The organism is Streptosporangium sp. NPDC003464 (assembly GCF_053588315.1).
The window spans coordinates 41,103-61,649 of sequence record NZ_JBSFPS010000019.1; the positions used below are offsets into that span (position 1 = coordinate 41,103).

Here is a 20,547-nt window from a genome sequence, read left to right on the forward strand (position 1 = left end):
GTCTTCGTTGATCTCGTCGTGGCCAGGCCGGCGGTCGAGCCGACGGTCGGGTTCCCCGGGTCGGCCCGCCGACGGTGTCGATCGACCCACGGTCATCTCGTCCATGGCGGCGATGATGTGGAACACGCGGGCCGGCAGGCCGGGGCCGTCACCCGGCGAGGGTCCCTCGGAGGAACTCGAGGATCTCCGTCCGCGCGGCCTTGGCCTGCGGCGCCACGCCCGGCATGCTGAGGAAGGCGTGGCCCGCTCCGGGGTATTCGGTGAGCCGCGCGGGCGTCCCGGCCGCCCGCAGCCGTTCGGCGTAGCGGCGGCCGTGATCGGCCACCGGGTCAGCGGTCGGCACCACCACGAGCGCTGGGGCCAGCCCGCTCAGGTCGTCGGCGTACAGCGGCGACAGCGCGCGAGGATCGGTTCCCGGCGGAACGGCGAACCGGTGGAACAGCCGCAGCTGCGGCAGGGTGAGGGTCGGGCTGTGGGCGTGCCGGGTGATCGAGGCGTGGTCGAGCATCGTCTCGGTCACGTCGACAGCGGGGTTGACCAGCACCTGGGCCCGCAGGCGCAGGCCGGCCTCGCGGGCCCGGATCGCGGCCAGGGCGCTGATCAACGCGCCGCAGCTCTCGCCGAAGACGGCGGTCCGCGCCGGGTCGATGCCCCACCGCGCGGCGTGCCGCACCACGTGCCGGAGCGCGTCCCAGCCGTCGTCGACGGCCGCCGACAGCGGAGTCTCCGGGGCGATGAGGCGGTGCTCGACCGAGACGACGACCGCGGGCAGCCGGGCGGCGAGGTGGCTGTTCACCCAGTCGCACTGCACCGCCGTACCCACGAAGCCGCCTCCGTGCACGTGGAGCACGAGCGGCAGCTCGGCCCGGCCCGCGCCCCCGCCGCCGCGCCCGGACGAGGGCCGGTACACCCGGACCGGGAGCCCGCGGCCGGGCAGCGACACCTGTTGCCACTGGATCGCGGCGCCGCGGTCCGGAAATCCGGTGATCACCCGCGCCAGGCGGGATGCCCGCTTGCGGTTCTCCGCCTCACGGAAGGCGGCCAGTTCCTCGACCGTCATCGCCGACCAGTCCGGCTCCCTTCCCAGGGCGCGCAGCAACCGGATGCCCAGCGGTGGCCGCTCAGTATCGGTGACCTCGCTCATGTGTCCTCCTCGGCCCAGTAGTTTCGCTACCGCAAGTATCGATACCAACGGTAGCGCAAAACGGTATCGTGTGGGCATGACCCGAGTGACCACATCCGCCAGACCGCCCGGTCGCCCGCGCTCCGGCGTCAACGCCGTGGTCTTCGCCGCGACGCTGAGCACGGTCCACGAGCTCGGCTACGCGCGCGCCACCGTCGAGCGCATCGCCGCCGCGGCCGGAATCGCCAAGACGACGATCTACCGTCGCTGGCCGTCGAAGGGCGCGCTGATCGTGGACTGCCTCCTCGACGCGTTCGGCCCGGCGCCGCTGGAGGGTGCTACTCGAGCCGAGCTCATGTCCTCGGCCATCCACTGGATCGCGGCGAAGATCGGCGAGCCCGGGGTGGGCGACGCCTTCGCGGGCGTGTTCAGTGACGCCGTCAGCGACCCGGCCCTGCGCGAGATCCTGTCCGCGCGGTTGCAGGACCCCTACCGGCTCGCGCTCCAGGAGGCGCTCGGCGAGCCGGAGAAGCGGGTCCTGTTCTTCGTCGACGTCGTCGTCGGAACCCTGCTCCACCGGATGGGCATGACCGGCGAGCCGATGGTCGACGCTGATGTCACCGCACTGGTCGAGATGGTTCTGCTGCACTTCGCCGACGGTGCCGGTCCGACCTAGAGCTGGTTCCGCCGCGCCTTGATCGCTGCCGGTCGGGGCGCAGGGGATGGCCTGTGGCGCGACACGGCGTAAGGCGCGGACACGCATCAGCAAGTCCAGAAACATCATCACCATGGCATTTGCGGCTGAAGGAAGCGTAATTCCTTGCAGATGAGTGTGGGGGGCGGTGGTCGGGGGTATGGGCGGATCAGGCGGATCAGACGAGGAGAGCCTGTGGAGTCCACGTCGACCGATCGTGCTGTCGACGGCCGGGTGCCCCTGTCGGGGGCGCTGCGCGAGCCGGCCTGGTTGAGCGTGGCCGCGCTGCGGTCGATGCCGCAGCGGGAGCTGACGGTGAGCTTCGAGTGCCGCACCTCCGGGCTGCGGCGTCACTACTTCAGCGGGCCGCTGCTGCTGGAGGTGCTGCGGGCGGCGGGGCCGCTGTTCGATGCGGACGAGCGCAAGGACCGGCTGCGCTTCCTGGTCTCGGTGCTGGGCCACGACGGGCATCGTGCGGTGCTGTCGTGGGGGGAGATCGACCCGGAGTTCGGTAACACCGCGGCGCTGCTGGCCGTCAGCATGGACTGCCGTGACCTCGACGAGGAGGGCCCGCATCTGGTGGTGCCGGGTGACCGGTGCGGTGGCCGGCACATCAGCCGGATCGCGGAGATCAAGGTCTGCGCCGATGACCGGCTATGGCGTTGAGGGGCCGCACGCGCGGCCGGTCGCGGCGTCGGCCCGGGGTGAGGCGACGTACGGCTCGGCGTGGCCGTGATGGCAGCCGCGTCCGCGGGTGACGCGGTAGCCGGCGTTCCGTGCCGGCCCGTCCGGGTCGGGGCCGGAGGCCGGGCGCGGGGCGGCCGCGGACGGGCCGGCAGCGAGCACCACCTGACCACCGACGCCGGCGGCATTCCGCTCGCCGTCATCCTGACCGGCGCCAGCCGCTGGGGGGTCCGCGCCGACATCCACGAGGCCTTCCTCGGACTGGCCTGCGCCCTGATCTGCCGGCGACGCCTCACCTCATTGCGTCAGCAGCTCTTGATCGCCTAACGGCATGTCAAAAATGCCCAATAATGTCCGCTTAAGGGTGAATTGTGGTGGATGCGGGCAATGGGTGCCAGCATGGGAGCGATGCAGGTCTTCGCTGCGGTAGCAACTGCAGCGGCTGTTGTGGTCAGTCCAGTGCCGGGCTCCGGCGCCAGCCCTGGGCCCGAGCCGAAGGTCGTCGCCGCGGGCTTGAAGGATCCGTATGAGCTGATCATGGGTCCCGACGGTTACCTGTGGTTCACGGAAAAGAGCGGGCTGAAGGTTAAACGGGTCAAGCCGGACACTGGCACGGTGAGTACCGTGCTGGATCTGTCCGGCCAGGCGATCCACAGCCCGATGGGTAAAGACGGGGTGTTGGGCCTGGCCTTGCATCCTGACTTCGGCAAGGGAAAGGGCACTGACTACGTGTACCTGTCCTACACCTACAAGGGCCGGGACGGGAACAAGACCAAGATCGCCCGTTACACCTGGGCCGACGGCAAGCTGGCCGACGCCCATGACATCCTCACCGAGCTGTCCTCCAGCAACGATCACCAGTCTGCTCGCCTGCGTTATGGGCCGGACGGCATGCTGTACTACACGATCGGCGACCAGGGCAACAACTACGACAAGCGTTACTGCTACCCCAATCACGCGCAGACACTGCCCACCGGCGATCAGGTCGCCAAGCGGGACTGGGCGGCCTACCAGGGCAAGGTGCTGCGGATCGCGCCCGACGGCTCGGTCCCGGGCGACAATCCCGTGATCAACGGGGTCCGTAGCCACGTCTACGCTTACGGCTTCCGCAACCCCGACGGGATGGCCTTCAAGGACGGCCGGCTGTTCGTCGCCGATCAGGGGCCGAGCACCGACGACGAACTCAACAAGGTAGAGGCCGGCAAGAACTACGGCTGGCCCAACATCGCCGGATACAAAGACGACCAGGCCTATGTCTACGGTGCCTGGGCCCAGGCGCCTGACTGCGCCAGTCTCCCCTACGACCCCAACAAGATCCCTGCGCAAGTGCCGCAGACCAAGGAGAGCGCCTTCACCAAAGCTTTTCAGAAGCCGCTGTTGACCTATGGCACGACCGTCAAGACCGGCTACAACTTCGGCCTCACGCCGACGTGCACCGACCCGAACTCCGCCTATATGTGCTGGCCTACCTTGGCACCGTCAAGCTTGGAAGTCGCAGGCGACGACTTGGTGATCACCATGCTCAAGGAAGGCGTCGTCTACCGGGCATCCAGCGACGGGCAGATCAAGGACAAGCTGTACCGGACCGTCAACCGCTACCGTGACACGGCCTTGAGTCCTGACGGCAAGACCCTGTACATCGCCGTTGACTCCGCCGGGATCACGAGGGACCTGCACGGAGCGCCTACCACCGACCTGGCCGATACCGGCGCGATCTTGGCGGTGCCGTACGTCGGTTGATCCTTGACCGACGTCGGGCTGTGACCGCAGAAGCGTCCGCCGAAACAAGGAAGAGATCATGAACGAGCAGAACAAGCCCGCGCAGGCTCGCCGGCAACCGCCGCGCCACCATGCGAAGAAGCCACGCAGTCCTGGCGAGCAGACCACCTGGCACAAGCCTTCCTACCGCATCATCGAGGCGTCCATGGAGATGTCGGCCTACTTCCTGGCCAACAGGTAAGTCTGCTGAGGACTCACATGCGCGTGCAGGTTCTCGGTAGCGTAGCCGGTGGCGGCCTCCCACAGTGGAACTGCGGATGTCCGGGGTGTTCCGGGGCACGTGCGAACGCCTCGCGGCGCAGGCTGCAGGCCTCGCTTGCGCTGGAGGTCGAGCCCGGGCGAGTGTACGTGGTCAACGCCACGCCGGACATCGGCCGGCAGATCGAGGCGTGCCCGTGGCTGCGCCCGCGGGGCCGCAGCTCCCCGCTGGCCGGGGTGATCCTCACCGACGCGGAGCTGGACCACACCCTCGGTCTGGCGCAGCTACGGGAGGCCGAAGAGCTGGACGTGATCGCCACCGAGCGGGTGCGGCAGGCGGTCGGCTCCGCCCTGACGATGCTGCACCCCTACCTGCGGTTGCGCTGGCGCGACTTCGGCGAGGTCGTGGCGGGCATCGAGGTGAGAGCGGTGCCGATCTCCGGCAAGCGCCCCCGCTACGCCGGTGGCTCCCCGGACGGGACATGGGTGATCGGGCTGCGTGTCGGCGGCCTGGTGTACGCGCCCGCGATGAGCGCATGGCCTGCGGAGTTCGGCGCGGGAGCTGAGGTGGTCTTCGCCGACGGCACCTTCTACGACGATGACGAACCGCGCCGGAGCGGGATATCGGCCAGATCCGCCACCCAGATGGGTCACCTGCCGATCGAGGCCACCCGCGCGCGGCTGGCCGCGTTGGACGCCCGCTGCTTCTACACCCACCTGAACAACACCAATCCTCTCCTCGATCCCGATTCGCCGCTGCACGCGAGCTTGGGCGTCGAGGTGGCTGCCGAAGGAATGGTGATTGAGCTGTGAAGGACTTCGAGGCCGAGTTGCGGGCCGTGGCCAAGCGCCGCTACCACGATCAGCACCCCTTCAACCAGCGCATGCACGCGGGGCTGCTGTCCAAGCAGGAGCTGCGCGGATGGATACTCAACCGTTTCCACTACCAGCGGCATCTGCCGATCAAGGATGCGCTCATCCTGGCCAAGCTGGATCATCTCGGCCTGCGCCGCCTGTGGATCCGCCGCATCATCGACCAGGACGGCACCGTCGGTGAGGAGGGCGGTCTTGAGCGCTGGCTCCGCCTGGGCGAGGCCGCCGGGTGCACCAGGGAGGAGATGTGGTCCGGCCAGGCAGTAGTGCCGGGGGTCCGGCTGGCCGTGGACGGATATGTGAACCTCTGCCGGCACGGCAGCGCACTGGAGGCCGTAGCAGCTTCCCTCACAGAGCTTCTCGCACCGGATCTGATGAAGACCCGGATCGCCGCGTTCGAAGAACACTACCCATGGATCGATCCCGATGGGTTGCGGTACTTCCGGGTCCGCGTCGACCAAGGGCGCAAAGACAGCGAACAGGCGCTGCCGCTGGTGTTGTCCTGGGCTCGCAGCCCCGCTGACCAGCAGGCGGCGATCAGGGCGCTGGAATACAAGTGTGAGGTGCTGTGGACACTTCTGAACGCGATCGAGCGGGCCTACTCATGACCTGGCGTCCGTCGTTGAGCCCGGGTGCCCTGCTGCGGCACTGCCCGGTACGGCAGGCGGACCTGCTGATCGTGCCCGAACGGATCGTGGTGCTCAATGCCGAGGCGGCCGCCATCGTAGGGCTGTGCGACGGACGCAACACCGTCGAGGAGATCGCCGCGCGGTTCCCCTCCGAGGTCTTCGCGGACGTCGCAGAGTTCCTGCAGGACGTGCGCGCCCAGGGGTGGATACGGTGAGCGGGCCGTGGGCCATGTTGGCCGAGTTGACCCATGGATGTCCGCTGCGCTGTCCGTACTGCTCCAACCCCACATCCCTGGTGACGAAGTCGGCGGAGCTGGACACCGCCACCTGGGTCCGGGTGTTCGACGAGGCCGCCGCCCTGGGCGTGATCCATGCCCACCTGTCCGGTGGGGAGCCGCTGCTACGCGGCGATCTGGCCGAGATCGCCGCAGCAGCAGCCTCGGCCGGCATCTACACCCAGCTCGTCACCAGTGGCGTCGGCCTCACCCGGGTGCGGCTGGCCGAACTCCTGCGGGCCGGGGTGCGCAGCGTCCAGCTGTCCACGCAGGCCGCCGACGCGGCCGCCTCAGACCGGATCGCCGGCCGCCCGTCCTTCGCCGACAAGCAGCGGGCGGCGGCGCTGATCGTGGAGGCCGGATTGCCGCTGGGTCTCAACGTCGTGCTGCACCGCCACAATTTGGATGCCATCGACCAGATCGTGGAGCTGGGCATCACCTGGGGGGTGCAGCGCATAGAGTTGGCCAACGTCCAGTTCTACGGCTGGGGCCTGGTCAACCGGTGCGCCCTCATGCCCACGCGGGCCCAGCTCACCGCGGCCCGGGAGAAGGTGGAGCAATGGCGCCGCCGCAGCGATGTCGAGCTGATCTGGGTGGTACCCGACTACTTCGACGGAATCGCCAAACCCTGCATGGGCGGCTGGGGTGCGATCTCCCTGACCGTCGCACCCGACGGGCGCGCGCTACCGTGCCCGGCAGCCTACTCCCTCCCCCTCGAGCTGCCCAACGTGCGCGAGCACAGCCTGGAGTGGATCTGGAGGGAATCGGAGGCGTTCAACGCCTACCGCGGCACCTCCTGGATGTCCGAACCGTGCTCCAGCTGCCCCCTCAGGCATCAGGACTTCGGGGGCTGCCGCTGCCAGGCATACGCCCTGACCGGCGACGCCGGCCGCACTGACCCCGCCTGCTCCCTGTCGCCCGACCACCACATCGTCACCGATCTCACCGCAGACCGAGAGGACGGGTTCGTCTACCGCTCCTTCTCCCGCCACGCCCGCTAGGACGACTACGCGGAAGGCTTGCCGTCGGATGCCTGCGCCCAGTCGACGTCCTTCGCGGCGGGGGCTGGATGCATGCTGGTGATGGCGTCGGTGTCGCGGACGCGCAGGGCGATGAGGAAGCCGAGCAGCGCGAGTCCGGTGGTGACGAGGAAGATGTCGTGGTAGGCGGCGAAGAGCGCTTCCTGCCTGCCGGCGAGATCGGCGGCGCGGGAGCCGAGGTCGCCGAGCCTGGATTCGGTCCGCGCGGTGAGCAAGGTGGCGGCCACGGCGACGCCGGCGGCGCTGGCGACCTGACGTGTGGTGGAGAACACCGACGACGCTCGCGCGATCGCCTTGGGGGGGATCGTGGCGAAGGTGGCGGCCTGCAGGGAGATGACAGTGAGCGCCATGCCCGCGCCCATGGCGAACAGTGGCAGCCGGACCGCCCACAGAGTCGTGCCGGGGCCGACCATGATCAGCAACGCCTGAGCGACCGCGATGACGGCGAATCCGGTCGCGAGCAGGCGGCGGGGGCCGAACTGCGGGTACAGACGGCCCGCCAGCGGGAGGAACGCCATCATGCCCAGCGCCTGGAACATCGTGACCAGGCCGGAGCCTGTTGCGTCGACGCCCATCTGGTATTGCAGAAGCAGCGGCACCAGGAACAACGCGCCCATCAACGCCCCCGACGCCGGGAGCATCAGCAGGTTGCCGGTCCGGAACAGCCGGTCCTTCAGCAGGCGCAGATCGATCATCGGCTCGGCACGGGCCAGCTCGATCGCGGTGAACGCGGCCGCCAGCGCGAGGCCGGCCCCCAGCGGCACCAGCACGGCGGCACTGCCCCACCCCTCTCGGGCGCCATGGTCGAGCCCGAGGAGCAGCAGCGCGAGCGCGGCGCCGCCGGACAGGAACCCGGCGACATCGAAGCGGCCAGGGTGGTCCGCGCGTTCCTCGCGAAGGGCCACCATCGCGAAGAGGAGACCGAGCACGCCGATCGGCAGCTTGAGGAAGAAGATCCACCGCCAGCTGATGTTGTCGACCATCCACCCGCCGAGCACCGGGCCGAAGGCCGGGGCGACAGTGGTCGGTATGGACAGCACCGCCGACGCCTTGGCCCGCTCGGCCGGTGGGAAGGCGCGGAACAGCATCGCGGTGCCGACCGGGGTGAGCAGCCCGCCGCCGACGCCTTGGACGACTCTGGCCACGATCAGCTCACCGAGGGAGCCGGTGAAACCACCCCAGGCCGAGGCGGCGGTGAAGACCGCGAGCGCGAACAGGAAGGTGCGCTTGGTGCCGAACCGGTCGGCAACCCACCCGGAGGCGGGGATGAACACCGCCATGCTGACCAGATAGCCGGTGACCAGCCACTGCAGCGTCTCGGTCCCGGCGCCGAAGTGCCGGCCGAGCGCGGGCAGCGAGGTGTTCAGCACCGTCATGTCGAGGATCTCCATGAACAGCCCGAACACGAACGCGGTGGCGACCAGCCACTTGTAGGGCACCCGTCTCAACACGGTGCGGCTCCTGTCCGTCCGCCGATCGAGGCTCTGCTGTCAGCCGACCGGGTCAGGTCTTCGAACGACGCGTACTTCTGATGTGGGACTGTCCGGGGACCGTGCGGATCCCGCATCGGCGGGAAATCCATCCGACGGGACATGAAGTCCTCACTGGGGGACATGGGTGATCAGAAGGCGCATCTCGTCGAATCGTCCTTCCTCGTGCAGCCGCATGAGTTCGGGACGTACGGTGTCGAACCTGCCGGATGCGTTGATGTCATCGTCCAGCCCTGACGTACGCAGCGTCTCGCTGGAGACGGTGTAGATGCTCCTGTCGGCGGGCAGCAGCCGGTTGACGACGGCACGGGCCTCGGCCACGGTGTCGACGACCTCGACGGCATGGCCCTTCTCCCGGAGAGCCGCCGCGGTCCGCTGAAGCTGCACCTCGGTCGCGGGCCGCTCGAACCGGATGTCGATTTCGAGGCCGGTTTCGGTCATGGTCGGTGGGGTCATCACAGTCCTTGATCGGTGTTTCGTTCTGTATGGCGGATGGGACGAGTCGGGCACGGTGGCGTCGGCCCTGCCGATGGCCTCCTCAGAGGGCGGCCAGCCCGAGGGCGGCCGTGACCGCGCTGAGCACCAGCAGAACCAGCGATCCAGTGGTGTTCTTGGCGGTGTCGCGGGCCTTGACGTGGGTGACGACGGCGCCTGCCATGAGGAGCGCCAGACCGATCGCCGCCGCGACGCCGAGGACCCCGATCCACAGTCCGACGATCAGGCCGCCGGCTCCGAGGGCCTCCAGGGCGCCGATGACGCGCATGAGCCCAGCCGACACCCCGAGCCTGTGGAGCTGAGCCGCCATGGCGTCCTTGCCGGAGAGCTTCGGAAATGCTGCTCCGGCGAAGGCGAGGGCCAGCAGGACGGACAGGGCGGCGGTGACGATGAACATGGACGGGATCTCCTTGCAATATGCTTCAGTCAGTGAACTATGTTCTAGCAGAAATTATTTCCGGGCGCAGACAGGGGCCCGCATCGGGGGGCTGAGGTGGTCAGCGCGGCGCGAGGAGATCGTCTGGGCGTGAGAGCGGACCGCGAGCCCAGAGTCGTTGTTCGCGCTGGTGCCGGCGGTGAAGTGCGTTCAGAAGACGGGCACGGTTCTGCTCGCTGGAGCTGTCGGCCTTCTTCACGTTGGATGATGACCACCACCATCCATGCCGAGATCAACATGGATGCGGGGCCGTGACGACCTGGCTGAAATGCTGTGCGGCCGGGTGGTCTCCGACGCAAAGCAGCCAAGGCCGAGCTGGAGGAGATCAAGCTGCGTCGGGGCTCGGAGAGGACGCGGCACGGTGGAGTTTCGCTGTCCGGTTGCACATCCGGCCGCCGTGGCTGCGAGTGGGCAAGGGCCGAGGCCGGCGGCACGCGAGTTCCGTGCCATGACCGGGGATGGCCACAGCCACTTCGGCGCCCTAGGTTGGCCTTGTTCGCTTATCGGCGACTACGTGGCCGTGCCGGCACATGGATGCTCCGCCGTTGACGGAAGCGGGGCACGAGAGCCGTCGCCGGCCGCAGCCGAAAGTCAGCGCTGGGTGCGGGGGCCGGCTGCTGACTGGGCCGTACGGAGCATCGAGAGCAGGTTGGCCCGCTGGTCGGCGTCGAGCACCGAGATGATCGGTGCCCCCTCGAACAGGCGGTTCAGGAGTCGGCCCCTGAGTTCCTGCCCAGACGTCGTGAGGGTGAGTCGTTTGGCCCTGCGGTCGTCGGGGTCCGGCTCCCTGCGTAGGAAGCCGCACTGTTCAAGGGAGTCGGCGATCGCGGTCACGTGTGAGGGCTCGCAATGCAGGTGACCGGCCAGCATCCCCATGCGCTGGGGCTCCTGCAGCTGAATCAGCGTGTGAGCCTGAGGCACGGTGAGCCCGACAACAGCGACGACCTGCTCAAAGTGCGCGCGCAGAGCCGCATCCGCGGCGAACAGCCGCTCCACGATCTCCTGACCCTCTGGGTCCGGCCACTCGATTCGCATCTCCGCCACGACTCCCCCCGCACCCCGCATCGCTTCAATTAATGAACTATCCCATGACCGCTGCTGTCGGGCCGTCGGCACAGGGGCCGCATGGGGACTGGTGCCCGTACATGGCCGTTGGCCCGACGACAGCGATCTGATCAACGCGCCGCGGCAGCCGGAATATGCCGGAAAGGCGAGGACGCAGGGGCTTGATCGACGGCGGGCCCGGCCAGGGCGTGCAGCCCCGGCCGGCCGGAAGGCGGGGCCTCGTGGCCGGGTGACCGGCCGACCACGGCGGCGGAGCGGTCGTTCCCCGCCGGCAGGCCGTCACAGGTCGACGGCGAAGTCCGGGTTCATCGTCTCCTTGTAGTGGTCAGCGAAGATCTTCGCGGTGAGTTCGCCGCGGGTCGACACCTTGACCTTCTCGAATATCTGCTTGAGATAGCCGCGGATGGTGTGGGTGGACAGGGAGAGCCTCGCTGCGATCTCGGCAGTGGTCAGGCCCGCCGCGATCAGGCGGATGACCTGCTGTTCCCGTCGCCCTAGCTGATACGCCCTGACGATCAGGGGTGCCATCTCCGCGGCCTTGGCCGACTCGATCACCAGAGCCGTCCGGCCGACCTCGCTGCCGACCTCGCGCAGCGCGAAGCCGTGGATCACCACCCACCGGCCACCGACCTGCAGCCGGGCCCGGGCGATACCCGTGTCACGCCCGGCGGCGACGGCACGGGCCTTGTTCACCACCGAGCGCAGTTCGGCGGGTATGGGGGTGGCGCCGGGATCGTCGTGGCTCAACCGGGTGAACGGCAGCCGTCGCAGCCATGCCTCCGCGGGCTCGTTGAGCGATTCGAGGGCTCCGGTCCGGTCGAACATGAGCAGCCCGAGGCCGTCGGGCACCCCGATCACCGGGTCCTGTCGCAGCAGCGCCGAGCGCCGGAAGGTCTCGCCGATCGGAGCGGAGAGGCCGGCGATCAGGTGTTCCTCTCCGAGGGTGAACGGCTGCGCGTCGGCGGCTCGCCACAGGCACATGTAGCCCCACACGTCGTGGCCGGCCCGGAACACGCACCGCAGCTCGTCACCGAGCCCCTGTAAGAGGTTCACGTTGTGGTAGCGGGAGCTCCGCGCCGGATGCCCGCCCGTGACGCGATACAGGGACGCGGTCGGAGTCGGCATACCGGCCAGCGTGTGAAAGTGATTGACGTCCTCGACGAAGAACTCGTTCTCCCAGTACCGGTCGCAGTATTCACCCGAGCCCAGGTTCTCCAGCCGCGAGGGCGAGGTGGCGAGCATCGTCACCGGATCGGCCCCCGTCCAGAACGAGGCGTCGAAAGGGACGATCTCCCGCAGCAGGTGCGAGAGTCTGGCCAGGAACTCACTGTCGGCGACGCCTGTCCGAGTCAACCGCTGGATCCGCTCGAACGTGTGCCGGGCCGCCGCGCCGCGTAAGGCTGACTCCATCGCTCGAGCATGAACGTTCGGATATGTCCGCACAACCCCTCAAATGGGGGTATTTCTGGGCCTCGTATCACACAGTTGCGGGGTCCCGCGACCAGCGGGCCGCAACGCAGTCTGGGAGGCGACAACGGGGCCGGCCGGGACAGGTCCTCCGGGTTGAAGACCACAGCGGATCCGACCGCGGAACGGGGACGTGGGCGCGGTCCCGGCCTGGAAGACGATCGCCGGCCTGGAAGGACGACGGCCCTCCCCGGCCGGTGTTCCCCGGCGGCCGCCTCGCCCCGCGCCGCCGGTGCCGCACGCCGGATCCATCACCGGAAACCATCCGACGACCTGACGGAGACACCATGTCGAGACGGAAAGCCCTGCTCCTCGGCCCGCTGTCCGCACTCTTCCTGCTGCTGACCGTGGCGGTGCCGCAGTCGGCGCAGGCGTACACCCAGCAGACCCACGTCACGGTGGAGCAGGGGGCCACCTTCTGCGTCAAGGCCGATGCGGGCATCGACCACCGCGTACCCGGTCAGCTGTCGGGGAACATCGCGTCGGCCACGGCTTACGCGCTCGCGGCGGACTGCGTCACCGGGCGGGTCATGCAGGCCAGGGTCCGGCTGGAGGTGCAGAAGTGGAACGAGTCCCGAAGCGTGTGGGAGGTGTGCGCGACCGCGGACTGGGTCTACGGCACGACGGGCGTGAACGAATTCGGCCTCACCGGACCCTCGGTGTACAAGGAATACACCCCGTGCGGTCCCGGCTGGCACCAGACGAAGGCGCAGGCGCAGACCTACCGCTATGTCGACGCCGCCGGCCGCTATCTCTGGTTCGGCGGCACCCTCTACTCGGGTTACGAGTGGGTGGAGTGACCCGGACCACGGTGAGGGGCAGAGCAGCCCTCCGTCATCACGACTGACCGATCTCGCCCGTCCGGCCGGAGCCCAAGATCTAATCAGGTGCGGACCTCACGGCCGTCTGCCATCCTCACCCCATGTCGACGTTCGAGGATCTTCTGGCCGAGGGCTCAGCCGTCCCGACCGAGGGCTGGGACTTCTCCTGGTTCGCCGGGCGCGCGAGCGAGCAGCGCCCGTCCTGGGGCTACGCGAAACTGCTGGCCGAACGGATGGCGGAGGCCGAGGCCGCGCTCGACATCCAGACCGGCGGAGGTGAAGTGCTGGCCTCGATCCCGGTCGCCCCACCGTTCCTGGCGGCGACGGAGTCCTGGCCGCCGAACCTGGAGATCGCCCGCCGCAACCTCGCCAGGTTCAACGCCACCGTCGTCGAAGTCGGTGACACCGACGACCTGCCCTTCCCCGCCGACCGCTTCGACCTGGTGGTCGGCCGGCACCCGGTGGCGACCCGCTGGGACGAGATCCATCGGGTCCTGCGCCCGGGCGGCGCCTACCTCTCCCAGGACGTAGGCGCCGGTTCGGTCCGCGAACTGACCGATTTCATGATGGGACCGCAGCCGGTCCACCCGTCCCGGAGCCCGATGAGGGCCGTGGCCGAGGCGGAGGCGGCCGGCCTGGAAGTGGTCGACCTGCGCCAGGAAGCGCTCCGGATGGAGTTCCACGACATCGCGGCGGTCGTCCACTTCCTCCGCAAGGTGATCTGGATCGTCCCGGGCTTCACCGTGGACGCCTACCGGGACCGGCTGGCCGAACTCCATGACTTCATGGAGCGCCACGGACCCTTCGTGGCCTATTCGCAGCGCTTCCTCATCGAGGCCCGAAAGCCGGGCTGACGGCATCCCGGACTTCACGGCGCCGGTGAGATCGACGCACCGGCCGACAGCAGTCTCTCCGCCAGCGCGCGGCAGCGCCCCCCGAGCTCCGGAGGGTCGAGCACCTCGAAGTCGTGCCCCAGCAGGAGCACGTGCATGAGCACGGAGTCGAGGCTGCCGGCGCCGCTGAGCACCTCGCACAGCGCGCTCCCTCGCCGTCGTACGACGGCCGCCGACGCCGGGATCTGCGCGCGCACCGTGTCGGCCGACGCGTGCACGAGGAAGCGCGCCTGGTGCGGGTAGACCCGGCTCGCCACACTCTCCTGCACGTACGTCGCCGCGTCGGGCGCCGCGCGCGGGCGGAAGCGCCAGGTCCGCGCAGTCGCATCGGTCATCCGGTCGACGCGGAAGCTGCGCCAGCCGTCGCGATCGAGGTCATAGGCGAGGAGGTACCAGCGCCGGTCGGAGGCGACCAGGCGGTAGGGCTCGACCCGCCGCCGTCGCACCTCGTTCCCGGACGGGTAGTCGAAGCCGGCCTCGACCTCGTCGCGGCAGGCTCTGGCCAGTGTCATGAGCACCTCGGGGTCGACCGGCGTGCGGCCGCCGCCGCCGAAGGATTCCACCGAGCCGGAGAGCGCGCGCACCTCGTGCCGCAGCCGGGTGGGCAGCACCCGGTCGAGCTTGGCCAGCGCCCGCAGCGCGGCGTCGCCGGCGCCGGCGACCGCGCCACCCGCGCCGGCGAGCAGCGAGACCGCGGTGGCGATCGCCTCCTCGTCGTCGAGCAGCAGCGGCGGCAGGTCCTTCCCCGGGCCGAGTCGGTAGCCGCCGCCGACGCCCTGGCCGGCGTGCACCGGATAGCCGAGCGCGCGCAGCCGTTCGACATCACGCCGTACCGTGCGCGCCGTGACCCCGAGCCGGTCGGCCAGTTCGGGGCCGGTCCAGACCTGACGCTGCTGCAGCAGCCCGAGCAGGGTGAGCACCCGCTCCGTCGTACCCCGCTCGTCACCGCTCGCCCCGGCCATGTCGCTCACTCTGCCAGATAGCGGACCGATCCTGTCCGCCAGGAGCGTCAGGGTGGCTCCATGGACGCAGACGAACTCGACTGGAACCGGACGCTGCGCGAGCAGTGGGAGTTCCACTGGAACCACCAGCTCCGAGCCCGGCTCGACGGCCTCACCGACGACGAGTATTTCTGGTCGCCGGTGCCGGACGCCTGGAGCGTGCGGCCCCGAGGCAGCTCGACGGCGCCCGTGCAGGCCGGTGCCGGGGACTTCACAATAGACTTCGCCTTCCCCCAGCCGGTCCCGGCGGCCTTCACCACGATCGCCTGGCGACTCGGTCACGTCATCGTCGGCGTGCTCGCCGCGCGCAACGCGGCGCACTTCGGCGCGCCGGCGGCGTCGTACGAGACCTGGGAGTACGCCGCCGACGCGGCCACCGCGCTCGACCAGCTCGAGGCCCAGCTCGACGTCTGGCTGGCCGGGGTGCGCGGCCTCGGCGAGGCCGGGCTCCGGGCCCCGATCGGCGCCAAGGAGCCCTTCCCCGAGGCGCCCATGGCCGATCTGGTGCTGCACATCCACCGCGAGCTGATCCACCACCTGTCCGAGGTCTGCCTGCTGCGCGACCTCTACCCGCACACGGAACCCGCTACGGACGGAGCAACCCGATGAGCCGCCACGTCCAGGTCACCTTCGACGCCCACGACCCGCGGGCGCTGTCGTCCTTCTGGCGTGAAGTACTGGGCTACGTCCATCCCGGCCCGCCCGGGGTCGACCTGCCCGACGGCGCCGACCCGCTGGCCGCGTGGGACGACTTCCTCGCGCGGGTCGGCGTACCGGAGGGGCAGCGCAACACGAGGTCGGCCATCGAGGACCCGGACGGGCACGGCCCACGGCTGTTCTTCCAGCAGGTCCCGGAGGACAAGGTCGCCAAGAACCGCGTCCACCTCGATGTCCGCGCGGCTCCCGGACTGCGGGGAGAGGAGCGGATGGCGGCGCTGGAGGTCGAGTGCGACCGGCTCGTCGCGCTGGGAGCGACGCGGGTACGTCGCCACGAGCCCGCTCCTCCGATGAGCGCCGGCTTCATAGTGATGACCGACCCCGAGGGCAACGAGTTCTGCCTGGACTGACGCGGCTCGGCCGCGGTCGCGGAGGCCGCGGCCGGTCATGCGGCCGAGGTGACGGGCTGCGGACAGCCGCCTGACCGGTGCAGCCTCTGTGCCGGGTCACGCCACGGCGCCTGCCCGGTGCGGTGCGGTGCGGTGGGCCGGGCAGGGCCGGGGGATCAGGTGAGCTGCTTGTAGTAGAAGCTGCAGTCTTCGAGGGAGCCGTCCGGGGCGGCCGCGTAGTCGGGGACGATGCCGTACCTCGTCCAGCCGGCGGCGCGGTAGAGGTGGTCGGCGGCGCTGCCGGTCGCGGTGTCCAGGAGCAGGAGGGTGACTCCGGCCCGTGCGGCGGCCTGCTCGGCGGTGGCGAGGAGCGCGCGGGCCAGTCCCCGGCCGCGGGCGTCGCGGTGGACCATGAGCTTGACGATCTCGGCGCGGTGCCGGCCGTTGGGCTTGCGTTCCAGGGCGAGACCGACGGTGCCGGTGATGCCGTCGGGCCCGTGGGCGGCCCAGACATGGAGGCTGCCGTCGGACACGGCGGGCTGCCGGGTGCGCCACCAGGCCGCCGCCGCGTCCTGGTCGAAGGGGGACAGGAAGCCGAGGGAGGAGCCGCCGGCGACGACGTCGACGAGGAGGTCGGCCAGGCCCTTCACGCTGCTGCGGAAGTCATCTGCGGACAGGCGGGTGATGGGGTGCGACATGGGGTTCCTCTGTCACGTGCGGGAGGGGACGGCCGGGAGCGTGCGGGGTGGGGGCGGCCCGGCCGCGGATCCGAGGCGGCTGGTGCTCAAGGAGCGGGGCCGGTCCGGGACCGGTGCCGCACCGCGGCCGCGCCGGACTGTGCCTGGCGCCGCATCGCGGCCGCGCCTGTCACCGCATCGCGGCCGCGCCGGGCCGTGCCTGGCGCCGTCCGTGCCGCTCACGGTAGGACGATCATCAGGGCGTAGCGGACCGGATCGGGGCCCGGGCAGTGGAACCGCGACCGGTCCCACAACCGGAAACGCAGGCAGTCGCCTGCCCAGACCTCGTGCACGCCGCCGCCGGTGGTGACCTCCAGCACGCCCTCCAGCACCCAGATGTGCTGCTCCAGCCCCGGCACGGGCGGCCCGTCGTAGGAGATGTCGGCGCCCGGCCGCAGCACGCCCTCGACGAGCTCGCCACGTAGTCCAGGATGGGGCGGGGACACCGACCGCCGGGTGAATCCCGAGGTCTCATCCCGCCACACCACCTGCCGGTCGGCCCGCACCAGCTGCGGCGGTTCCGACTCCACCTCGGCCAGCAACTGCGACATCGTCCGTCCGTGGACCGCGCACAGCCTGCCCAGCAACGCCGCCGTCGGGCTGATCTCCGCCCGCTCCAGCCGCGACAACGTCGAGCGGCTCACGTCCGCGCGCTGCGCCAGCTCCTCCAGCGACCAACCGCGCTCCACCCGCAGTTGCGCGAGCCGACCCGCCAGGCGGATCTCCACCTGCTCGGAATCGGAGCTCTGGAACGCGGTCTCCCTGGCCTTTCCCACATGCGGGAGAATATCTCAGATTTGAGAAAGACTCACGGGCCGGCCGGGACGCCCCGGGACCCCGTCCCGGCCGGAGCCACCCCTGCCGACCGGTGCGCGCCGCGGGCGAGCGTCTCGAGGTCCAGCGGCTGCGCCTGCTCCCGGTCGATCCGGTCGATCCGGTCGAGGCGCAGCCGGCCGGACCGCGCGGACGCCGCGGGATCACGATCTCCTCGTGCGCCGGGCGGTTGTGTCGTACGTCCGCGCTTTCCCGGGCCGTCTCCCCGCTCGCCCACTCCCGAGCCCGCCAGTTGAGTGAGACGAGTCGGAACAGACGAGAGAACTCGTCTCACGGTGTCCGCGAGGGCCCCGGTCAGGCGCCGATGTAGGCCGCGAGGTGCTCGCCGGTGAGGGTGGAGCGGGCGGCGACGAGGTCGGCGGGTGTGCCCTCGAAGACGATCCGGCCGCCGTCGTGACCGGCGCCGGGGCCGAGGTCGATGATCCAGTCGGCGTGCGCCATGACCGCCTGGTGATGCTCGATGACGATGACCGACTTGCCGGAGTCGACGAGCCGGTCGAGCAGGCCGAGCAGCTGCTCGACGTCGGCGAGGTGGAGACCGGTGGTCGGCTCGTCGAGGACGTAGACGCCGCCCTTCTCGGCCATGTGGGTGGCCAGCTTCAGCCGCTGCCGCTCGCCGCCGGACAGCGTGGTGAGCGGCTGGCCGAGGCTGAGGTAGCCGAGCCCGACGTCGGCGAGCCGGGCGAGGACGGCGTGCGCGGCCGGCGTGCGCGCCGGACCGGCGCCGAAGAACTCCTCGGCCTCGGTCACCGACATCGCGAGCACCTCGCTGATGTCGCGGCCGCCGAGGTGGTGGTCCAGCACCGACGCCTGGAACCGCTTCCCCTCGCACTCCTCGCAGATGGTGGCGACGCCGGCCATCATCGCCAGGTCGGTGTAGAGGACACCGGCGCCGTTGCAGTTGGGGCAGGCGCCCTCGGAGTTGGCGCTGAACAGCGCCGGCTTCACGCCGTTGGCCTTCGCGAACGCCTTGCGGATCGGGTCGAGCAGTCCGGTGTAGGTCGCCGGGTTGCTCCGCCGCGAGCCGCGGATCGCGCCCTGGTCGATCGACACCACACCCGCGCCGGCGGGGATCGACCCGTGCACGAGCGAGCTCTTGCCGGAGCCGGCCACGCCGGTGACGACGACAAGCACCCCGAGCGGGATGTCGACGTCGACGTCGCGCAGGTTGTGCGCCGTCGCGCCGCGGATCTCCAGCGTGCCGGTGGGCTTGCGCACCGTCTCCTTGAGGGCGGCCCGGTCGTCGAAATGGCGGCCGGTGATGGTGCCGCTGGCCCGCAGCCCCTCGACGGTGCCCTCGAAACAGACGGTGCCGCCCGCCGTACCGGCGCCGGGGCCGAGGTCGACGACGTGGTCGGCGATCGCGATCGTCTCCGGCTTGTGCTCCACGACGAGCACCGTGTTGCCCTTGTCCCGCAGCCGCAGCAGCAGGTCGTTCATCCGCTGGATGTCATGGGGGTGCAGGCCCGTGGTGGGCTCGTCGAAGACGTAGGTGACGTCGGTGAGCGAGGAGCCGAGGTGGCGGATCATCTTGGTGCGCTGCGCCTCGCCGCCCGACAGCGTGCCCGAGGGCCGGTCGAGCGAGAGATAGCCCAGCCCGATCTCCACGAACGAGGCGAGGGTCTGCTGCAACGTGGCGAGCAGCGGCGCCACCGACGGCTCGTCGACGCCGCGGATCCATTCGGCCAGGTCACTGATCTGCATCGCGCATGCTTCGGCGATGTTGATCCCGCCGATCCGCGACGACCGGGCCGCCTCGTTGAGCCGGCTGCCGCCGCACTCGGGACAGGCGGTGAACGTCACCGCCCGCTCCACGAAGGCCCGGATGTGCGGCTGCAGCGCCTCCTTGTCCTTGGACAGCATCGACTTCTGGATCTTCGGGACCAGGCCCTCGTACGTCAGGTTGATGCCGTCGACCTTGATCTTGGTCGGCTCCTTGCGGAGCAGGTCGTGGAGCTCGGCCTTGGTGTACTCGCGGATCGGCTTGTCGGGGTCGAAGAAGCCGCAGCCGCTGAAGATCCGGCCGTACCAGCCGTCCACGCTGTAGCCGGGGACCGTGAGCGCACCCTCGTTGAGCGACTTGGAGTCGTCGTAGAGCTGGGACGGATCGATGTCGGTGACCTGGCCCAGTCCCTCGCAGTGGGGGCAGGCGCCGGCGGGCAGGTTGAAGCTGTAGTGGAACGCCGGTCCGGCACTCGGCTCGCCGAGCCGGCTGAAGATGATCCGCAGCATCGCGTTGGCGTCGGTGGCGGTGCCGACGGTGGAGCGGGAGTTGGCGCCCATCCGCTCCTGGTCGACGATGATCGCCGTTGTCAGCCCCTCCAGCAGGTCGACCTCCGGCCGCGCCAGCGTCGGCATGAAGCCCTGCACGAAGGTGCTGTAGGTCTCGTTGATCAGTCGCTGCGACTCCGCGGCGATCGTGCCGAACACCAGAGAGCTCTTGCCCGAGCCGGAGACACCGGTGAACACCGTCAGTCGGCGCTTCGGGATCTCGATGCTGACGTCCTTGAGGTTGTTCTCGCGCGCGCCCTGCACGCGGATCAGATCGTGGCAGTCGGCAACGTGCAGCGCAGGCGACTGCGTATCCGTCCTCGTGGCCATACTCATCGTGTCTCCATCTGTATCTGTTACGCGGACCGCGTCCGCGGTCTCCGTCGGCGTCGCCTCGCTTGATCTAACCAGTTTCGAGCAGTAGATCCGGTCCGCCCTTTTCGGCACGGTCGCGGCAACGGTCCGCCGGCTACCTGAGCGGTGCGGCCGGGGTGGCGCGGGGTCAGACCAACCAGTGGCCGCCGCGCATCAGCTCGCGGTCGAGCGGCTCGTCCGACGGGGGCCACCGGGCGGCCGGCGCCGGCGCCGTGCGCGGGCTCCTTCACGGCGCCGTCCGTACGGGGCACGGCCGCGACAGCCGGACGGCTCAGCGGAGCTGCTGGATGCGGACCAGGTTGCCCGCGGGGTCGCGGAAGG

At 70.0% G+C, this 20,547-nt stretch carries 23 protein-coding genes; 13 read left to right on the forward strand and 10 right to left on the reverse strand.

Annotation, left to right across the window (positions count from 1 at the left end; translation table 11 throughout):
- Positions 1 to 148: 148 nt before the first annotated feature.
- Positions 149 to 1,144 (reverse strand): alpha/beta hydrolase, encoded by a 996-nt coding sequence (locus ACWDS7_RS07050; RefSeq protein WP_451928488.1) that lies wholly within the window; start codon positions 1,142 to 1,144, stop codon positions 149 to 151.
- A 76-nt stretch (positions 1,145 to 1,220) separates the two neighbouring features.
- Here ACWDS7_RS07050 and ACWDS7_RS07055 point away from each other — a divergent pair, with 76 nt between their 5' ends.
- From ACWDS7_RS07055 to pqqE, 9 genes are all read left to right on the forward strand, one after another.
- Positions 1,221 to 1,799 (forward strand): TetR/AcrR family transcriptional regulator, encoded by a 579-nt coding sequence (locus ACWDS7_RS07055; protein ID WP_451928489.1) that lies wholly within the window; start codon positions 1,221 to 1,223, stop codon positions 1,797 to 1,799.
- Between the two features lie 213 nt (positions 1,800 to 2,012).
- Positions 2,013 to 2,483, forward strand: a complete 471-nt coding sequence (locus ACWDS7_RS07060; RefSeq protein WP_451928490.1) for a hypothetical protein — start codon at positions 2,013 to 2,015, stop codon at positions 2,481 to 2,483.
- Between the two features lie 69 nt (positions 2,484 to 2,552).
- Positions 2,553 to 2,828 (forward strand): hypothetical protein, encoded by a 276-nt coding sequence (locus ACWDS7_RS07065; RefSeq protein ID WP_451928491.1) that lies wholly within the window; start codon positions 2,553 to 2,555, stop codon positions 2,826 to 2,828.
- An 81-nt stretch (positions 2,829 to 2,909) separates the two neighbouring features.
- Entirely contained in the window at positions 2,910 to 4,241 is a 1,332-nt protein-coding gene (locus ACWDS7_RS07070) for a glucose/sorbosone family PQQ-dependent dehydrogenase (protein ID WP_451928492.1), read from the forward strand.
- A gap of 58 nt (positions 4,242 to 4,299) precedes the next feature.
- Positions 4,300 to 4,461, forward strand: coding sequence for a pyrroloquinoline quinone precursor peptide PqqA (pqqA, locus tag ACWDS7_RS07075; RefSeq protein WP_451928493.1), 162 nt, complete (start codon positions 4,300 to 4,302; stop codon positions 4,459 to 4,461).
- Positions 4,462 to 4,478: 17 nt separating this feature from the next.
- Complete coding sequence (gene pqqB / locus ACWDS7_RS07080) at positions 4,479 to 5,291, forward strand: pyrroloquinoline quinone biosynthesis protein PqqB (protein WP_451928494.1); 813 nt, start codon at positions 4,479 to 4,481, stop codon at positions 5,289 to 5,291.
- Complete coding sequence (gene pqqC / locus ACWDS7_RS07085; RefSeq protein WP_451928495.1) at positions 5,288 to 5,959, forward strand: pyrroloquinoline-quinone synthase PqqC; 672 nt, start codon at positions 5,288 to 5,290, stop codon at positions 5,957 to 5,959. Before pqqB ends, pqqC begins: the two co-directional genes overlap by 4 nt.
- Before the next feature lie 14 nt (positions 5,960 to 5,973).
- Positions 5,974 to 6,195 carry a pyrroloquinoline quinone biosynthesis peptide chaperone PqqD gene (pqqD, locus tag ACWDS7_RS07090; RefSeq protein WP_451928496.1) on the forward strand — a complete coding sequence of 74 codons (222 nt, stop codon included), beginning with the start codon at positions 5,974 to 5,976 and terminating at the stop codon, positions 6,193 to 6,195.
- A gap of 26 nt (positions 6,196 to 6,221) precedes the next feature.
- A complete protein-coding gene (gene pqqE, locus ACWDS7_RS07095; protein ID WP_451928497.1) occupies positions 6,222 to 7,256 on the forward strand; it encodes a pyrroloquinoline quinone biosynthesis protein PqqE in 1,035 nt (344 codons plus the stop codon).
- 5 nt (positions 7,257 to 7,261) lie between these two features.
- On the opposite strand, the gene ACWDS7_RS07100 is transcribed toward pqqE, so the two are convergent.
- The 5 genes from ACWDS7_RS07100 to ACWDS7_RS07120 all read right to left on the reverse strand — a co-directional run bounded on the left by ACWDS7_RS07100 (position 7,262) and on the right by ACWDS7_RS07120 (position 12,191).
- Positions 7,262 to 8,746, reverse strand: a complete 1,485-nt coding sequence (locus ACWDS7_RS07100; protein ID WP_451928498.1) for an MDR family MFS transporter — start codon at positions 8,744 to 8,746, stop codon at positions 7,262 to 7,264.
- A 150-nt stretch (positions 8,747 to 8,896) separates the two neighbouring features.
- The gene (locus ACWDS7_RS07105; RefSeq protein ID WP_451928499.1) at positions 8,897 to 9,226 is read right to left on the reverse strand and encodes a hypothetical protein; all 330 of its coding nucleotides are present in this window, start codon (positions 9,224 to 9,226) and stop codon (positions 8,897 to 8,899) included.
- Between the two features lie 97 nt (positions 9,227 to 9,323).
- Positions 9,324 to 9,677 carry a DoxX family protein gene (locus ACWDS7_RS07110; protein ID WP_451928500.1) on the reverse strand — a complete coding sequence of 118 codons (354 nt, stop codon included), beginning with the start codon at positions 9,675 to 9,677 and terminating at the stop codon, positions 9,324 to 9,326.
- Between the two features lie 630 nt (positions 9,678 to 10,307).
- Positions 10,308 to 10,751, reverse strand: a complete 444-nt coding sequence (locus ACWDS7_RS07115; RefSeq protein WP_451928501.1) for a MarR family winged helix-turn-helix transcriptional regulator — start codon at positions 10,749 to 10,751, stop codon at positions 10,308 to 10,310.
- 309 nt (positions 10,752 to 11,060) lie between these two features.
- Positions 11,061 to 12,191, reverse strand: coding sequence for a response regulator transcription factor (locus ACWDS7_RS07120; RefSeq protein ID WP_451928502.1), 1,131 nt, complete (start codon positions 12,189 to 12,191; stop codon positions 11,061 to 11,063).
- Between the two features lie 344 nt (positions 12,192 to 12,535).
- Here ACWDS7_RS07120 and ACWDS7_RS07125 point away from each other — a divergent pair, with 344 nt between their 5' ends.
- Positions 12,536 to 13,048 carry a hypothetical protein gene (locus ACWDS7_RS07125; RefSeq protein ID WP_451928503.1) on the forward strand — a complete coding sequence of 171 codons (513 nt, stop codon included), beginning with the start codon at positions 12,536 to 12,538 and terminating at the stop codon, positions 13,046 to 13,048.
- Between the two features lie 122 nt (positions 13,049 to 13,170).
- Complete coding sequence (locus tag ACWDS7_RS07130) at positions 13,171 to 13,923, forward strand: class I SAM-dependent methyltransferase (protein WP_451928504.1); 753 nt, start codon at positions 13,171 to 13,173, stop codon at positions 13,921 to 13,923.
- Between the two features lie 14 nt (positions 13,924 to 13,937).
- Here the strand turns inward: ACWDS7_RS07130 and ACWDS7_RS07135 are convergent, their stop codons facing one another.
- The gene (locus tag ACWDS7_RS07135; protein ID WP_451928505.1) at positions 13,938 to 14,924 is read right to left on the reverse strand and encodes a helix-turn-helix transcriptional regulator; all 987 of its coding nucleotides are present in this window, start codon (positions 14,922 to 14,924) and stop codon (positions 13,938 to 13,940) included.
- Positions 14,925 to 14,984: 60 nt separating this feature from the next.
- On the opposite strand from ACWDS7_RS07135, the gene ACWDS7_RS07140 reads away from it, so the two are divergent.
- Both ACWDS7_RS07140 and ACWDS7_RS07145 read left to right on the forward strand, forming a co-directional pair.
- Complete coding sequence (locus tag ACWDS7_RS07140; RefSeq protein WP_451928506.1) at positions 14,985 to 15,572, forward strand: DinB family protein; 588 nt, start codon at positions 14,985 to 14,987, stop codon at positions 15,570 to 15,572.
- Positions 15,569 to 16,030, forward strand: a complete 462-nt coding sequence (locus tag ACWDS7_RS07145) for a VOC family protein (RefSeq protein ID WP_306870531.1) — start codon at positions 15,569 to 15,571, stop codon at positions 16,028 to 16,030. Before ACWDS7_RS07140 ends, ACWDS7_RS07145 begins: the two co-directional genes overlap by 4 nt.
- A 155-nt stretch (positions 16,031 to 16,185) precedes the next feature.
- On the opposite strand, the gene ACWDS7_RS07150 is transcribed toward ACWDS7_RS07145, so the two are convergent.
- The 3 genes from ACWDS7_RS07150 to ACWDS7_RS07160 form a co-directional block, all read right to left on the reverse strand.
- Positions 16,186 to 16,707, reverse strand: a complete 522-nt coding sequence (locus tag ACWDS7_RS07150) for a GNAT family N-acetyltransferase (RefSeq protein ID WP_451928507.1) — start codon at positions 16,705 to 16,707, stop codon at positions 16,186 to 16,188.
- Positions 16,708 to 16,925: 218 nt separating this feature from the next.
- Entirely contained in the window at positions 16,926 to 17,522 is a 597-nt protein-coding gene (locus tag ACWDS7_RS07155) for a helix-turn-helix domain-containing protein (RefSeq protein WP_451928508.1), read from the reverse strand.
- A 352-nt stretch (positions 17,523 to 17,874) separates the two neighbouring features.
- Positions 17,875 to 20,187: an ATP-binding cassette domain-containing protein gene (locus ACWDS7_RS07160; protein ID WP_451928509.1), complete on the reverse strand. Its 2,313-nt coding sequence runs from the start codon at positions 20,185 to 20,187 to the stop codon at positions 17,875 to 17,877.
- Positions 20,188 to 20,547: the final 360 nt, after the last annotated feature.

Coding starts and splice junctions, on each gene's coding strand:
- ACWDS7_RS07140 (WP_451928506.1), top strand. CDS start 14,985: ATGGACGCAGACGAACTCGACTGGAACCGGACGCTGCGCGAGCAGTGG.
- ACWDS7_RS07115 (WP_451928501.1), bottom strand. CDS start 10,751: ATGCGAATCGAGTGGCCGGACCCAGAGGGTCAGGAGATCGTGGAGCGG.
- ACWDS7_RS07120 (WP_451928502.1), bottom strand. CDS start 12,191: ATGGAGTCAGCCTTACGCGGCGCGGCGGCCCGGCACACGTTCGAGCGG.
- ACWDS7_RS07070 (WP_451928492.1), top strand. CDS start 2,910: ATGCAGGTCTTCGCTGCGGTAGCAACTGCAGCGGCTGTTGTGGTCAGT.
- ACWDS7_RS07130 (WP_451928504.1), top strand. CDS start 13,171: ATGTCGACGTTCGAGGATCTTCTGGCCGAGGGCTCAGCCGTCCCGACC.
- pqqB (WP_451928494.1), top strand. CDS start 4,479: ATGCGCGTGCAGGTTCTCGGTAGCGTAGCCGGTGGCGGCCTCCCACAG.
- ACWDS7_RS07160 (WP_451928509.1), bottom strand. CDS start 20,187: ATGAGTATGGCCACGAGGACGGATACGCAGTCGCCTGCGCTGCACGTT.
- ACWDS7_RS07050 (WP_451928488.1), bottom strand. CDS start 1,144: ATGAGCGAGGTCACCGATACTGAGCGGCCACCGCTGGGCATCCGGTTG.
- ACWDS7_RS07145 (WP_306870531.1), top strand. CDS start 15,569: ATGAGCCGCCACGTCCAGGTCACCTTCGACGCCCACGACCCGCGGGCG.
- ACWDS7_RS07065 (WP_451928491.1), top strand. CDS start 2,553: ATGGCAGCCGCGTCCGCGGGTGACGCGGTAGCCGGCGTTCCGTGCCGG.
- ACWDS7_RS07135 (WP_451928505.1), bottom strand. CDS start 14,924: ATGGCCGGGGCGAGCGGTGACGAGCGGGGTACGACGGAGCGGGTGCTC.
- ACWDS7_RS07150 (WP_451928507.1), bottom strand. CDS start 16,707: ATGTCGCACCCCATCACCCGCCTGTCCGCAGATGACTTCCGCAGCAGC.
- ACWDS7_RS07110 (WP_451928500.1), bottom strand. CDS start 9,677: ATGTTCATCGTCACCGCCGCCCTGTCCGTCCTGCTGGCCCTCGCCTTC.
- ACWDS7_RS07105 (WP_451928499.1), bottom strand. CDS start 9,226: ATGACCGAAACCGGCCTCGAAATCGACATCCGGTTCGAGCGGCCCGCG.
- pqqA (WP_451928493.1), top strand. CDS start 4,300: ATGAACGAGCAGAACAAGCCCGCGCAGGCTCGCCGGCAACCGCCGCGC.
- ACWDS7_RS07055 (WP_451928489.1), top strand. CDS start 1,221: ATGACCCGAGTGACCACATCCGCCAGACCGCCCGGTCGCCCGCGCTCC.
- ACWDS7_RS07125 (WP_451928503.1), top strand. CDS start 12,536: ATGTCGAGACGGAAAGCCCTGCTCCTCGGCCCGCTGTCCGCACTCTTC.